Source organism: Nitrospira sp. BLG_2, assembly GCF_049222245.1.
Window position 1 is genome coordinate 23659 of sequence record NZ_JBLYIG010000722.1, and the last position, 12052, is coordinate 35710.

At 49.3% G+C, this 12052-nt stretch carries 22 protein-coding genes; all 22 read right to left on the reverse strand.

What is annotated here, in order from left to right; genetic code table 11:
* Positions 1 to 50: 50 nt before the first annotated feature.
* Complete coding sequence (locus ACOSYY_RS19115) at positions 51 to 791, reverse strand: ParB/RepB/Spo0J family partition protein (RefSeq protein ID WP_421664501.1); 741 nt, start codon at positions 789 to 791, stop codon at positions 51 to 53.
* 117 nt (positions 792 to 908) lie between these two features.
* Entirely contained in the window at positions 909 to 1091 is a 183-nt protein-coding gene (locus tag ACOSYY_RS19120) for a hypothetical protein (protein WP_421664502.1), read from the reverse strand.
* Positions 1091 to 1243, reverse strand: coding sequence for a hypothetical protein (locus tag ACOSYY_RS19125; protein ID WP_421664504.1), 153 nt, complete (start codon positions 1241 to 1243; stop codon positions 1091 to 1093). Before ACOSYY_RS19125 ends, ACOSYY_RS19120 begins: the two co-directional genes overlap by 1 nt.
* A 244-nt stretch (positions 1244 to 1487) precedes the next feature.
* Positions 1488 to 2150 carry a DUF7227 family protein gene (locus tag ACOSYY_RS19130; RefSeq protein ID WP_421664505.1) on the reverse strand — a complete coding sequence of 221 codons (663 nt, stop codon included), beginning with the start codon at positions 2148 to 2150 and terminating at the stop codon, positions 1488 to 1490.
* Between the two features lie 167 nt (positions 2151 to 2317).
* Positions 2318 to 2614: a hypothetical protein gene (locus tag ACOSYY_RS19135; protein ID WP_421664507.1), complete on the reverse strand. Its 297-nt coding sequence runs from the start codon at positions 2612 to 2614 to the stop codon at positions 2318 to 2320.
* Positions 2615 to 2823: 209 nt separating this feature from the next.
* Positions 2824 to 3051 (reverse strand): hypothetical protein, encoded by a 228-nt coding sequence (locus tag ACOSYY_RS19140; RefSeq protein WP_421664509.1) that lies wholly within the window; start codon positions 3049 to 3051, stop codon positions 2824 to 2826.
* Positions 3052 to 3213, reverse strand: a complete 162-nt coding sequence (locus ACOSYY_RS19145) for a hypothetical protein (RefSeq protein ID WP_421664510.1) — start codon at positions 3211 to 3213, stop codon at positions 3052 to 3054. It lies immediately after the preceding gene.
* Between the two features lie 50 nt (positions 3214 to 3263).
* Entirely contained in the window at positions 3264 to 4367 is a 1104-nt protein-coding gene (locus tag ACOSYY_RS19150; protein ID WP_421664512.1) for an RNA ligase, read from the reverse strand.
* A 49-nt stretch (positions 4368 to 4416) separates the two neighbouring features.
* Positions 4417 to 4803 carry a hypothetical protein gene (locus ACOSYY_RS19155; RefSeq protein WP_421664513.1) on the reverse strand — a complete coding sequence of 129 codons (387 nt, stop codon included), beginning with the start codon at positions 4801 to 4803 and terminating at the stop codon, positions 4417 to 4419.
* Positions 4804 to 5093: 290 nt separating this feature from the next.
* On the reverse strand, positions 5094 to 5534 hold the full coding sequence (locus tag ACOSYY_RS19160; protein ID WP_421664515.1) for an AAA family ATPase: 441 nt from the start codon (positions 5532 to 5534) through the stop codon (positions 5094 to 5096).
* A gap of 41 nt (positions 5535 to 5575) precedes the next feature.
* Positions 5576 to 5974, reverse strand: a complete 399-nt coding sequence (locus ACOSYY_RS19165; protein ID WP_421664517.1) for a hypothetical protein — start codon at positions 5972 to 5974, stop codon at positions 5576 to 5578.
* A 23-nt stretch (positions 5975 to 5997) separates the two neighbouring features.
* Positions 5998 to 6252 (reverse strand): hypothetical protein, encoded by a 255-nt coding sequence (locus ACOSYY_RS19170; RefSeq protein WP_421664518.1) that lies wholly within the window; start codon positions 6250 to 6252, stop codon positions 5998 to 6000.
* Positions 6253 to 6324: 72 nt separating this feature from the next.
* Positions 6325 to 6525 (reverse strand): hypothetical protein, encoded by a 201-nt coding sequence (locus ACOSYY_RS19175; RefSeq protein ID WP_421664519.1) that lies wholly within the window; start codon positions 6523 to 6525, stop codon positions 6325 to 6327.
* Between the two features lie 364 nt (positions 6526 to 6889).
* The gene (locus tag ACOSYY_RS19180; RefSeq protein WP_421664520.1) at positions 6890 to 7069 is read right to left on the reverse strand and encodes a hypothetical protein; all 180 of its coding nucleotides are present in this window, start codon (positions 7067 to 7069) and stop codon (positions 6890 to 6892) included.
* Positions 7069 to 7326, reverse strand: coding sequence for a hypothetical protein (locus tag ACOSYY_RS19185; RefSeq protein WP_421664521.1), 258 nt, complete (start codon positions 7324 to 7326; stop codon positions 7069 to 7071). The genes ACOSYY_RS19180 and ACOSYY_RS19185 overlap by 1 nt, the downstream gene beginning before the upstream one ends.
* 42 nt (positions 7327 to 7368) lie before the next feature.
* Positions 7369 to 7533: a hypothetical protein gene (locus ACOSYY_RS19190; RefSeq protein WP_421664522.1), complete on the reverse strand. Its 165-nt coding sequence runs from the start codon at positions 7531 to 7533 to the stop codon at positions 7369 to 7371.
* Positions 7534 to 7642: 109 nt separating this feature from the next.
* A complete protein-coding gene (locus ACOSYY_RS19195; RefSeq protein WP_421664523.1) occupies positions 7643 to 8095 on the reverse strand; it encodes a hypothetical protein in 453 nt (150 codons plus the stop codon).
* Positions 8096 to 8223: 128 nt separating this feature from the next.
* Positions 8224 to 9027 carry a hypothetical protein gene (locus tag ACOSYY_RS19200; protein WP_421664524.1) on the reverse strand — a complete coding sequence of 268 codons (804 nt, stop codon included), beginning with the start codon at positions 9025 to 9027 and terminating at the stop codon, positions 8224 to 8226.
* Positions 9028 to 9158: 131 nt separating this feature from the next.
* Positions 9159 to 10160 (reverse strand): TIGR03299 family phage/plasmid-derived protein, encoded by a 1002-nt coding sequence (locus tag ACOSYY_RS19205; RefSeq protein WP_421664525.1) that lies wholly within the window; start codon positions 10158 to 10160, stop codon positions 9159 to 9161.
* Between the two features lie 117 nt (positions 10161 to 10277).
* Positions 10278 to 10667 carry a hypothetical protein gene (locus tag ACOSYY_RS19210; protein ID WP_421664526.1) on the reverse strand — a complete coding sequence of 130 codons (390 nt, stop codon included), beginning with the start codon at positions 10665 to 10667 and terminating at the stop codon, positions 10278 to 10280.
* 967 nt (positions 10668 to 11634) lie between these two features.
* Positions 11635 to 11817 carry a hypothetical protein gene (locus tag ACOSYY_RS19215; RefSeq protein ID WP_421664527.1) on the reverse strand — a complete coding sequence of 61 codons (183 nt, stop codon included), beginning with the start codon at positions 11815 to 11817 and terminating at the stop codon, positions 11635 to 11637.
* A gap of 21 nt (positions 11818 to 11838) precedes the next feature.
* Positions 11839 to 12042: a hypothetical protein gene (locus ACOSYY_RS19220; protein WP_421664528.1), complete on the reverse strand. Its 204-nt coding sequence runs from the start codon at positions 12040 to 12042 to the stop codon at positions 11839 to 11841.
* Positions 12043 to 12052: the final 10 nt, after the last annotated feature.

A 12052-nucleotide genomic window follows, 5' to 3' on the forward strand; every position in this document is an offset into this window, starting at 1 on the left:
GGTACAATTGCAGATAGCCCAAGGGCTGGGCACCCTTGGGCTAGGTTTAGTTACGCTGCTTTGCCTACCTTGACACAAGCATACCTGTCGGCCTTTGCTCGACTTGGAACCCGATTCTCACGGAAGGCTTGAAGAATCTCAGCAACGGCTTTACCGTCGTCAATATGTCCTTCTCGCCTATGTTCAAGCATGTATCGGCATTCCGTGACTGCGGCAGGGTGAGTCATAAGCCAGCAGCAAAAGCGTTTGAACATGCTTTGATCTTCATGCACGCCAACCCACTTGCCAATCGGCAGGCAGCGGTTGTAGAAGAAGTGCCAGCCGTAACCGCAACGAGCCATACGCTCCAAAACTACGCGGTCGCCCGTCTCTCTTTCAACGCGACCGAAGTTGCACCGTTCCGTTGCGCTAACAGACCAACGGCATTTCAGGTATTCGTATACCTTGTCAGAGCCGCTATGGGGCTTAGACTCGCTATTGATCTGTTCGTACTTACTTGCACGCAATTCGTCTGGAATGTACTCGGAAACAATCGCCTTGATAGTGGGGAAGCCCAATTCCTGGCAACACCCAAATCGTCCGTGTCCTTCGACCAATTCCAGTCGCTTGCCATCCTTCGACCAGCACAGATGAATCGGAACATGCTGGCCATTCTGCTTGATGTTTTCCTTTAGGCTTTCCCGACACAAACGGTCAGGGGGATTATAAGAGGCTGGATCAATCAAGTAAAGCGGCACTGCCCAAACCGTGTCAACTGCTTCAAAAACTGGACGCTTAGTGGAACGAGCCATGTTCCTATTTACCCTTAAAGGCATCGAGACTTGTTTAAGAGACAACCACTATGGTACAATGCCAGTTGTTTTAGACAAAAAGAAAAAAGGGGAAGGCAGTTAGCCTTCCCCTTTGGATTACATTGTCAAAGCCATCAGATAGGCTTCGCAGTCTTCGATACTTTCTCCCTCGTAGACGATTTCTTTGCCACGATGGAGCGTCCAGCAGGCAGGGGCCATTAGGTGAAGGTCATAGACCTTACCTTGAAAGTAGATATACCCTGCCTCGGAGTGGGTCAATTCGGTATCAGGACGAGGCATTAGCCTTCACCTCCGATTTCGGTATAGAACTCACTGTCGATTTCGTCGGGATAGTTACGCTGCGTCTCGGCGGTCTGTGCCTTCATGGTTTCCTTCTCGCTTGTCAGTTCCATGTCGTTCTTCATACTGTCGAATGGCTTCCTTGTCTGCACGGGTCCAATCCTTTTCGCCAGAGCGGATACGTTGAAAACGACCATTGCTCCGATCATACTGCTTACGCTGCCAGGACATTTGACTTCTCTTTGGGTACAATAGGTGTTATTAGAACTTGATGCACACCTTATACATCGTGAAGGCCATTCCAGCCATGAGTACGACATACACGCCGCACAATCCAACGTTTGTCCAGTCCATTTCTATTCTCCAGTGTCGGGCGACAACCACTATAGTACAATCTCAGTTAAGAACGGTTAGAGCAATCTTGTTGCGACAAGCGCCGTGAGGTTCAAATCCGATGATTAGTTTGTTATCTCGCAACCGCTTATCATCCATGCAAAGCCTACACTGGTCGCAAGTGATATGTTTCGTCTGGTTCGGGCAAGGGATTACTTTGTATTTGCCGACGCTATACGCTTTCTCGCTCTGGAACTTTGGCACAACCATTGCCACAGCGTAATTACGCTTCATTGCCTTTTTCGCATCGGCAATGTTTTCACAGCTGGCAAGAACGGAAATGCCTCCCCATTCTTCCCGTTCCCGCATTTGCCAAGCATGGGTATACGTCCAAACACTCTTGCCCGCCTTAGCAGTATGCCGCTTAGCAGCATTTGCCAACAACTTCGTGCCTTTCTTAGTGCAAGAATCACCTACAACGTGCAATCTCAAATGATTGCTGCCGCTGAGATTGCCAATCGCCCTTGCCTCTGCCTGCGCTACAGCAAATGCCGTAGTCTGTTCTTTGTTGAGACGCTTAGTATGAATCCCCAATGGCCCCGTTTCAGCGTAACAACCCTTCTGGAAGAAAGGACAAGTCTTAGGGCAACTCACTTGCGATGCGTAAGTAGCAGAACAATTACCAATTTTCCTGTTCTCAGAAGTTTCAATAGCAGTTACAATCATTTGTAAGTACCTTGACTTCTTGATCGACACAATCCTTATAGTACAATTCCAGTTGTTCTATAAAACCTAAAAGGGCAGAGGTGCGTCCACCTCTGCCCTTTACAAATTTTAAGTATTACACCCTTGCGGGCGGTGGCCTTGCGGCTTTATTCGTCAGAACAGTTAGGTTAAATAAGTTCGAGGTTGTAATACCACTCTTCAAGGTATCCATCCCGCAAGTTGTTGGGTGGCCCCATACAAGTGCGAGCGTTGGAAAAATCTGCGGTCCAGGGAGCATCTTTGACGTTATCGCAGAATAACTCCATCTTAACACGCAGACGATCAGGATTGTAAGTGCAAACGCTTTCAACAACACCGATTGCTTCTCCGATTATGTCCTTGTCTACGTCCTCGCCACTAAAGTCGGGGACGTATCCCCACAGCGTTGTCTTGACTCTCTTGCCAACCAAGTCTGTTGTATTCATGCCCACTTGGGTACAATCTCAGTTAGTCCAGGTCCACCACCAAAACAAGTCCAGGCTGACCAATTCGCTCACAACCCGCATTACAGCGTTCTTCTACCCTCATAAGACCTTGCTTTGCCAGACTTGCCCTTTGGATTTCATTCACCCATATATCGAACGGAAAGTCATCAGGCAAGCCCGCAGTTGCCTGCCGCAACTCGCCTACCGTTTTAGGAAACATAACCCAGCGCCTTTCCTGTAGGAGAAACCATCGTAAACGCCTTGCCAGCCATGACTTGGGCTAAAGCGTCTTCCTTGTCTTCGGCTTCCTTCACACGATAAAGATGCGTCAACGTAGGCGACAATTGATCGCTCACCCATTTCCTAAAGACACGCACTTTGCGGCCTTTATTGGGGTAAGGCGGGTTGCTCAATTCGACATACCATTCTTTTGCCATTTATTCCTCAAGGTAAATGACCGCTGCACCGTCATCAGGATCACCAGTGCAGACGTTTTCGGCAATGTCAGAAATTGCACACAGCGTTTCGCCGTTGTGTACAAGCACTTTACGGCCCTTAAACTGTTGTAGCTGTTCGATCAGTTTGTCAACGTCCATCATTTCTCCAGACCTTAAAGGTACAATGGGAGTTGGCAGTCCTCCCATTGTGTTTACTTGAACAGCGTTTTGTCGATATGCCGTTCCGCCTTCGCCCATTCTTCCTTGAGGGACGAACCAGACTTACGGCAGTTGAACAGAACACCAGTAAACGGCGTTTTGCCCTGAATGGACAGTGCAAAGTCCTTCTGCACTGGCACATCCTTATACTCCAGCCACAACGATTCCAATTCGTTATAGGCGGTATCTACCTTGTTCTTATAGTGGTAGAAACAGTCCTTGATTTCAGGGTAAGTCGCCAGCAACTCATCGCCTTCACCTTCCAAGATGAACGGCAGCAGAGTCGAAGGATTGTAAAGCGCGTCACCATTCGCGCCCTTCATCTTGTGTAAGGACAGGTAACGCCGATTCTTGATTTTCCAACGGCGGTTCGCATCATCCTTGACGACACAGCCTTCCCAAGTCGCTTCGGGTTGCGAATTGACGTATTCCGTTACATCGTCCGCAGAGTAAAGCGGATACTGGCCAACCGTCTTGAAGATTGACACATCACGCGGGCCGACTTCTTCCTCACCCGCATAGCACGTCAACAGGTAGACGCACGGCGTCTTATACTCCCGCACAACCTTGTTCCAAAGGGAGCAGAATTCGCAAACATACGTCAACGAAGGATCAAGGTACAAGTCCAGTTCATCCAGGGACTTGATGCCCAGCGCAGTCAGGATGCCCTGTTGCCAGGTCCAATCCGCAGGCATGTTATGATACATCGCCTGCCATTCCGTGTTAAACATGCCCATGTTCGCATAGGAACCACGGGTATTAACACGCCACTGGCCCGCAAACTTGTAGAACAGAATCAGCGAACCATCGACCTTTTCCAGCGCAACAGACTTGTCCCAATTGAACAGCGGCATTTCATCCGCCACTTCACCCCAATTGTAGAATCGGGAGAAAGAACGCGCAACCAAAGACCAGTCCTCAGTGTTCAGGACCAGCGCACGACATTCCCGCACAATCGGGTCCGTCTTAGGCGATTCAATCTGATTGTAGTTCAGAATCGCCAACGGCAGCGATTCGTGACGGTTGACTTCGATGTGAAGTTCATTATGAAGGTCAACCAGAGACTTGCCAGACCGCAGATACTCGATAGTCTTCATTGCTCTCCTCTAGTACAATTGCAATTAGAGGAGAAAGCAATGGGGCTTATTAGCCCCCTTCTTGCGATTTCTTCCTCCGTGGCGGTGGCGATACAACCATCATCCCGCCCATCGCAGCGGCTTGCTGCCGCTTAGCCCCTTCCTGCTGAGCCTTTACAAAGGCTTCATCAACCCTCATAAGATTCAGGAAACGACAATCCAGGGTCAATGTGGGTTCATCAGGGTCCGATAACATCTGGCCTACAAAGTAGGGCAGACACACAGCCTTAATCTGCATACTCTGCCCCATAATGGGAGCGCCTTGTTTTGGCTGCTGCTTCAGTGACAACACGCAGACGTAATCGCCTACGTTCAAATCGTCTTCCGCCAACCGCAAGCCAACCTCTTTGCGGGGTTGCTTTTCGGGTTGCTGCTCTTTCATGTCTTGACCGACCATTGTTCTCTCCAAGTTGAGTGACTTACACCCAATAAGGTACAATGACAGTTGCCCATTACTATACTACGGTTTACGGATTTGTCAAATGGCTATACGCTTGTTCAGCCAGCCAGGGATTGTATCCGCTGAACCGTCGTATATATAGCGTCTGCCTGCCCACTTGAAAAAGTGAAAATTGTCGTTTGCAGCATTATAGACCGCAATGCGGCCTATGTCAACGTCAATATAATTGCGGACGCTATAATGACGACATATAGATTCAATCGTCTTTAGAGCGTCCGCAATTCGTGTTACTTCTCCCACGGAGCCTTAGCCTCCAGACACGCTTTCACAGACAAAGGTTCGCACCGATTCCGCATGGCTTCCACCTTTTCAGGCGGAACACCATGAACGTTATTGAACTTCCCATGACACGGCACAAAGAAGACGGGAACCCCAAGTTCTTGCGCCATCTGGACATACGGACGCGCTTCCCACGCTTGCGTATTCGTATTGTCGATAATGACAGACGTTCCCCAATCGAGGTGATACCGCGCCTTCTTCTGGCACTTGATATGGTTCTCCCCGATCTTGGACGGGTCAAACTTGTAGACTCCATCCACCTTGAACTCATCATCCGTTGAACAGATTTCCACCTTATGGCCCGTCGCTTCAAGCATGGCCTTAATCGTTTCAGCCATCGTGGACTTCCCCGACCCACTCGCACCCTGCATCACTACCATAATGCTCATTTGCTGTCTCCTTTTAGACACTTTAACAGGTACAATGGTAGTTAGCAATCCTCTTCTTCATATTCAGGCTCGTATTTCGGCTCGCAATCGTGCATATCCCGCGTGTTCGGCAAGAACTCGCTGCAAGTCTCAATGTAATTGAGAACCTTGACCAGCAACGCTTCCAATGCAGTTTCGTATTCCTTCTCCCGTACTCCATCGCTCTTTCGTAGCTCAGATAGAACGTTCACAGGGGAATACTGGCGAAGGAATGCCTCAGCAGCACCAGCGGTTTCAATGCCATAGCCCTCATACCAGTAATCACCATCGTTGTAATAACGATAAATGATACGATTGACGGCCCGCAAGGTTTCACCCTGCAACGTATCGCACTGCCCTTCAAAGGGAACAAGTTTGTCAAACAGAACAGCGTTTCGATCTTCAAGCGTTTTAGGTATCATGTTATCCTTTGGTACAATGACAGTTAAACGTAAGGCAGTCCCTTGTTCAACTTGACAATCTCTTTGGCCAAATTGACAGACGCTTCATTCCGCAAGTCAGTGTACTTTTGCTTAGCCATTTCTTCGCAGTACAACATGAAGAATCGCATGTAGTTCTGCTGTAGCGTAGGATGATCCTTCGCCATTAGCTCCGCCACAACCCTATCCCGCCGCCCCATACCATTGACGAATCGGGAAAACTGGTCAGCAAAGTCTTTCGCTTCTTGATCGCGGTCCATTGTTACCTCCTGCTAGTTAGGGTACAATGACAGTTGCCACGGGGCTTTTGGTTCCCCGTGGCAATGTGGCACTTAGGCTGCCCGCCGCTGTCCGATGTGCTGATTCAAAGTCGAGATACGGCAGGAATGCCAGAAGCGGTCAAACAGGCGGGGCTGCCAACCCTTCTTATACCAAATGTTGGCAATCGCCAAACACGTTTCCTTCTCGTTCTCCGTAAACTCCTGATAAATCTCACCCTCAATAGGGTGAGTACCCTTCAAACCGTAAAGCATTGGCTTTTCTCCAAAGGAACAATTGAGACAGGTACAATGATTCATTGTGCGGGATGACTTATACACCTTCCGCCGCTCACGGTTGCGCTAGGTGTTTTGCAAACCTCTACCCCCCGTCATCGGGGGCTTTGGCTTGAACCGTTCCCGTCTGGTAAACCCCTCACCACTTAACCCCTGCATGGGGCCAGCCAGTGTTAAGTTAAGCGGCAGTGCGCATCGGGTTGTTCGGCTCATCCCTCACATTGATTTATATTGAGTGTATAAGGAATCGGACCTCTTAGCACTTAGGCAGTCGGGTTACAGCCGACTTCGCTTCCCACAGCAGTAGTACACTCATTAAGTACCCCGTAGGGTACAATCTCAGTTACTTCCAATCCTGGCCCGATGGTAGATAGAACCGACCATCCACAGCATCCACCAGTTTGTTTAGTTCCAAAGCAAGCGGTTCAGGAAGCACGTCCAGCAACGCTTGATACGCTTCCTCCGTAATGCCGTCGTCATCGTCCAACAGCAATACCGCAAGTCGCTTCAATTTGGCTTCCATTACGCGGCCCTCTTCGCTGGCTGTTGCTCCATCACAGTCAGTTCCAGATAAATCGGCAACAGATAGACGTTCGTGGGCTTGCCCTTCTGACCATCCACCTTGCGGGGCTTGCCCATCTGACAATGACCCAACTTCACCAACGTCTTCAAGAAGCCCTGCGCTTCCATATAGTCCAAACCATTCGCGTCAGCCAGTTCCTTGATAGTCACCTCATGAACACAATCATAAGGCTCATGCACCCGAATCTTCTTCTGCATGTTTACTCCAGGTTAGAGATACCTTCTTGGGTACAATCGCAGTTAGGGCAACGTTTCCTGATACACTCCCAGCAACTCACCATCACTCAGACTGTTCAGATGACTCCGCTCCAACTCCGCGATATGCTCCCAAAAACTGCCAGGATCACGCTTCAACCAATCCTGCAAATCACCCACACAATACTCAATCATCAATTCGCGGTCCATTGTATCCCTTTTTGGCTAGTGTTTCTTACATCCAACTAAGGTACAATTCTAGTTGTTTGGTTAAAACCAAAAGGGGAAGGGTATAACAACCCTTCCCCTTTTGGTTTCATTACGCGGCGGGCCGACCACGCTTGAACGTGATGCCCTCAGCCTCCGCAACCTGACGGCAAAGCGTCAGACTAACCTTCAGCTTCCGTTCCTTGCGGAGAAACTTGCGGCCACCAGTGTAGCCATACTTCCGCAGCGCCGCAGCGATAATGCGACGGTCAGTACCGTCATACACGCGGGGCCGACCAGGACCACGCTTGCCAGCCTTGACCTTCACAGCCTTGACTTCCTTGCGGGGACCACGCGCCACACCCTTGTCAGCACGCGGCATACGGTAGACGTAGAAATCCTCCGTAGTCGGCAGCGGGCAGTTCACCGCAGAAACATACTCCGAAGCAACCACGCGGCCACCAAAGTTCAGTTCGTTCTGAGCCATGTTAAAGATACCTTTCATAAAGAGAAGAGATTCGTTGCATCCACGATAAGTACAATTGCAGTTGGTTTCACTTTCCATTCTACAACCGTTTCTTATCATTTCTGATTTCATTACATCCCCACAAGGTACAATTCCAGTTGTTTCAGCACTGTACAAAAAAATAGGACGGGCCTTTAAGCCCGTCCTATATCACTATCTTGATAAGATTACTTCTTATCAGGAACCTTAGTTCCTAGAATCAGCTGTTGTCCATCCAGGGCAAGCCGCTGCACGCGACCTTCCTCGGTATCGCTAATGCCATACTTGGCATGACTGATGAAGTTGACAGGGGTAATCACCTTGAACAACATCTTGAGTTGGTTCGCATCCTTAACGTACAACTTCACTCGTTCAAGGAAACCATCCCGAACCTCGGTCACTTCAATCTTCGTCAAGGCGACAGCACGTTCCTCGGCGGTAAAGGGCAACGCTGGCTGGCCCATTGCCAGGGCAATGACCTTATCCGCAGCGGACTTCTCAATCGGCGTGCCAACCGCCAATTCGTTCAAGGGCCGAATAACCGTCAACGGTTGACAGTTAATCTCAGCTGCAACCAACTTGTCAGCTGCCGCTTGATCGAAACCCGCCTTCACAAGCGCCGCAGCAATGCGAGTCGCAATCGGGGTTTCACCCTTCTCATACTGCAACTTCCACTTTTCCTGCACCTGAAACAAACCGCTCAAGTCAGGACGGTTCTGCTTGTCGTTCACAACCAGTCGGGGATTAGTAGGCCGACTACCCTGATTAAACAGAGTCTCAGCATAAACCCCCATCATTTCCTCCGAAATGAGACTGCCTTCAATCTTCTTACGCGCTTCCGCCACCTCGATAATCTTCAAGGCAGGCACAAGCCGCTGAAATGCCTTCAATACCGCTGGCGGAACCTGCATTTCAGGCCGCTCATCCTTCTTCTCAGGCTCCTTCTTACCCACCAAATCATTCAACGCATTCAGATTGTCCAAAGCAGACATTTTTTGTTCTCCTGGGTTATGCCCCAATAGGTACAATGTCAGTTGAGTTCCTTCACCCCACCTTAGTACAATTCTAGTTGTTTGGTTAAAGAAAAACGGGGGGAATGGGCTTTCCCCCCGTTCGGTTTGGGTTATGCTGCCATTTCAACAGCAGTCTGAAGCGCCCGCTTGTTCATATTCGCATTCTGGCCGAACCAGAGCGAATTGAGGCGGTTGTCTTCGTTCCGACCGTTGACGTAGGAGAGATACTCCGTCACGCCATTGTAAGCGGACCAGTAAGTGCCGCGAACGCTAGGCAAGTTGTTGCCCTTGCCAGTCTCACACAACTCCAGAACACTATCAAGAATGTTCTTCTGGCGCTCGCTCACCACTTCCTTCTGCTCCTTCGTCCGCTCCTTCTCAGTCCAGATAACGCTATCCTCAGCGTCAATCTCAAACACCGTCTTGACGTACTTCCGCAAATCGTTCTGGTTGATCGACTTGCGCTGCAACAGCCGATACTGCTCAGCAGTCGCCTCGAACTCGCTATTGATAAGGTTCATCACGTCGCGGAGGTTTTCGAGGTTCTGGTGAACGTTCTTGCTGTGCTTCAAACGAATCAACTTGGAAGCCGAATCGCTGTGCGCCATGCTCAGCGTATTGTTGCACACAACCCGAATCGGCGTGAAACCGCAGCGAACCGCAAGCGAACCGTCGTGACTGTGGGAGAGAAGAACGTACTTCTCCACAACGTCACCCGCCGCAATTTCCATCGGGTCGCGGTTGACCTTGGCAAGCGCCCAGATACGGGAACCGCCGAACAAAGCGCCGCCAGTGTGCAAAGCCGCTTCCTTAGCGTCAAGCCACGGCTGGAACCAAGCGAAAGCCTCCTTGTTCTGGAGAATGGTGTAGCGTTCGCCCACCGAATCCGCCAAAACCTTGCCGTCAGTGCTGCGAACCACTTCCCACGCATTAGCAGGAAGGACAGCATCGCCCACCTTGCGGAACAACTGCCGCTTGTCCGCTTCCCAATTCAACTTAGCCTTCTCAATGAACAACTGATGATCGTATTGGGCCGCTTCATCAGTGACCGCCTCGCCAAGACCGTGCCAGGGGGTCGCACCAACATAAGCCATCGTCTCAACTGCGTGCATCTTCGTTTCCTTTCAGGTTTGGGTTCGACTCGACAACCACTAACGTACAATCGCAGTTGTTTCTTGGCCAAATCCAACTGCTGCCCTTATCCTACCCCAAAAAACGCCATTGTAAAATCAAGCCGCCAGTTTAACCAAATTATCAGGCGGGCAGACCTCCAACGCAACTACCGCACCCTCCGCATCCTGCCCAATCCACTGCCCTAACCACTTGATGAACTGTTCCCTTGTATACACCCCTTCACGATTCCACTTGTATTCCCCATCCTTAATCGGCCCCTTATCCCACCACGGACGCTCTGGTGCCTTCCGTTCCTTGACGGAATACAAGTTGCCAGCCTTCCGCTTCAGCAAATTCACCAAGAAGTAATCCGTGAACACAAGATCACCCCGAATGTGCATCTTCCGCACATCGTTCGCAATCATCTTCGGCTCACCATTCGCCTTCCGCTCAGTCTTGCTCTCCACGAAATACCGCTGACACTCTACGTTCCAACTGCGTCCCATTTTCATTCTCCAGTTTGGACCAACCGAACTGCCTCAGCCTGGTACAATTCCAGTTCCCACCGCCTCTATTATTTTTATGCTCCCTAATAAGGTATAGACCACAGTGACACTTGTATCCCCTACCCAATTTACCTATCCCCCTTGTATCCTATATCTATGGCACACTTGAACTTAGGTAAATAGTACAAAGCTTAGCCCGAATGCAACCAGGATATGCCATAAATCAAGCATAGAATTTTGTCCGACTTTTCAGGCATTATTTGTCCTTGAGTCATAACAACTTAGGACAAATATTTTTTTTTGCCTGTCATAACTCGGAACGTACCTGATTTTTTCTCGGAAAATCTTTCGGCAGGATGTGATGACGGGGAAAGGACTTAGGGATAAAAATAAAAAAGGTGGAAAGAAAATGGGGATTCAAGCGTATCTGGAGCTTTACTTTGCGGGGAAAGCGGGTAGAGTAAGAGTAGTCCAGCAGTGATTGGGCGACACTCGCTGGACTAAGGACTGGCATAACCGAACAGGTTTGCCAGTCTAATTAAGGTGAATCCAGCCCCCAAATGCAACTTGGATTCACCTAAGATAAAAACCTGTGGTTTGGGTTCAAGTAAGTCAGCCAGGATCGGCTGGCTTACTTGTTTTATATGCGCTCTTAATTACCCCCTCACGGGAGCGTATATACGCACATCACAGATTAGAAATCCTTTCCATACCCCAGCAAATCTCTTATAAACCCCTTAATTACACCTGAAATCTTTTCCGTGGGCTATAAGAAATTAACGCACAAGAAAACGAATTAGACCCTAATAATTTACTCCCTCCAGAAAAAAACTTTTCCCTAATCTTAACCCCTTATATACTAACTACTTACAACACACATGAAATTCCTGTGAAAATATGTGTTATTTCACGTCTCATGTGGGTGCAGGCACACATTAATAGCGCATATAGGCGTCACAGGCGGGGATCACAGGGTATTGATTTCGTTGAGTATTTCTTGGGAGCGTTTTACGAGGTCACTGATTAGGCGAAGTTGTTTATAGGCTTTAGCATTTTGGTAGGCGACTGCTTCTTCTTTAAGGTTCAGGGATTCTTGGTATGCTTGTGTGAGGACATTATTAAGTGCAATTATACGTTCATTTGGTGTCATAATCACAGGCATCCTTTGTGGTCAGTTATTACTGAACAGGGGTTGTGCTTTACCTTCGGCAATGACTTTATCATTAGGGTCGAGCAGGCGGAAGCGGCCCACGGAGTAAAGTTGTAGTTGTTTCTGATAGACTTCACGGACATAGGCTTCGTTGCTATTGGTGCAGACGGTTTTCCATTCATTACCAGCGAGGCCAGCGCGTTGAACCTTAAATTCTGCGGTCATGATATTCTCC

Coding starts and splice junctions, on each gene's coding strand:
- ACOSYY_RS19115 (WP_421664501.1), bottom strand. CDS start 791: ATGGCTCGTTCCACTAAGCGTCCAGTTTTTGAAGCAGTTGACACGGTT.
- ACOSYY_RS19120 (WP_421664502.1), bottom strand. CDS start 1,091: ATGCCTCGTCCTGATACCGAATTGACCCACTCCGAGGCAGGGTATATC.
- ACOSYY_RS19130 (WP_421664505.1), bottom strand. CDS start 2,150: ATGATTGTAACTGCTATTGAAACTTCTGAGAACAGGAAAATTGGTAAT.
- ACOSYY_RS19135 (WP_421664507.1), bottom strand. CDS start 2,614: ATGAATACAACAGACTTGGTTGGCAAGAGAGTCAAGACAACGCTGTGG.
- ACOSYY_RS19140 (WP_421664509.1), bottom strand. CDS start 3,051: ATGGCAAAAGAATGGTATGTCGAATTGAGCAACCCGCCTTACCCCAAT.
- ACOSYY_RS19145 (WP_421664510.1), bottom strand. CDS start 3,213: ATGATGGACGTTGACAAACTGATCGAACAGCTACAACAGTTTAAGGGC.
- ACOSYY_RS19150 (WP_421664512.1), bottom strand. CDS start 4,367: ATGAAGACTATCGAGTATCTGCGGTCTGGCAAGTCTCTGGTTGACCTT.
- ACOSYY_RS19155 (WP_421664513.1), bottom strand. CDS start 4,803: ATGGTCGGTCAAGACATGAAAGAGCAGCAACCCGAAAAGCAACCCCGC.
- ACOSYY_RS19160 (WP_421664515.1), bottom strand. CDS start 5,534: ATGAGCATTATGGTAGTGATGCAGGGTGCGAGTGGGTCGGGGAAGTCC.
- ACOSYY_RS19165 (WP_421664517.1), bottom strand. CDS start 5,974: ATGATACCTAAAACGCTTGAAGATCGAAACGCTGTTCTGTTTGACAAA.
- ACOSYY_RS19170 (WP_421664518.1), bottom strand. CDS start 6,252: ATGGACCGCGATCAAGAAGCGAAAGACTTTGCTGACCAGTTTTCCCGA.
- ACOSYY_RS19175 (WP_421664519.1), bottom strand. CDS start 6,525: ATGCTTTACGGTTTGAAGGGTACTCACCCTATTGAGGGTGAGATTTAT.
- ACOSYY_RS19180 (WP_421664520.1), bottom strand. CDS start 7,069: ATGGAAGCCAAATTGAAGCGACTTGCGGTATTGCTGTTGGACGATGAC.
- ACOSYY_RS19185 (WP_421664521.1), bottom strand. CDS start 7,326: ATGCAGAAGAAGATTCGGGTGCATGAGCCTTATGATTGTGTTCATGAG.
- ACOSYY_RS19190 (WP_421664522.1), bottom strand. CDS start 7,533: ATGGACCGCGAATTGATGATTGAGTATTGTGTGGGTGATTTGCAGGAT.
- ACOSYY_RS19195 (WP_421664523.1), bottom strand. CDS start 8,095: ATGGAAAGTGAAACCAACTGCAATTGTACTTATCGTGGATGCAACGAA.
- ACOSYY_RS19200 (WP_421664524.1), bottom strand. CDS start 9,027: ATGTCTGCTTTGGACAATCTGAATGCGTTGAATGATTTGGTGGGTAAG.
- ACOSYY_RS19205 (WP_421664525.1), bottom strand. CDS start 10,160: ATGCACGCAGTTGAGACGATGGCTTATGTTGGTGCGACCCCCTGGCAC.
- ACOSYY_RS19210 (WP_421664526.1), bottom strand. CDS start 10,667: ATGGGACGCAGTTGGAACGTAGAGTGTCAGCGGTATTTCGTGGAGAGC.
- ACOSYY_RS19215 (WP_421664527.1), bottom strand. CDS start 11,817: ATGACACCAAATGAACGTATAATTGCACTTAATAATGTCCTCACACAA.
- ACOSYY_RS19220 (WP_421664528.1), bottom strand. CDS start 12,042: ATGACCGCAGAATTTAAGGTTCAACGCGCTGGCCTCGCTGGTAATGAA.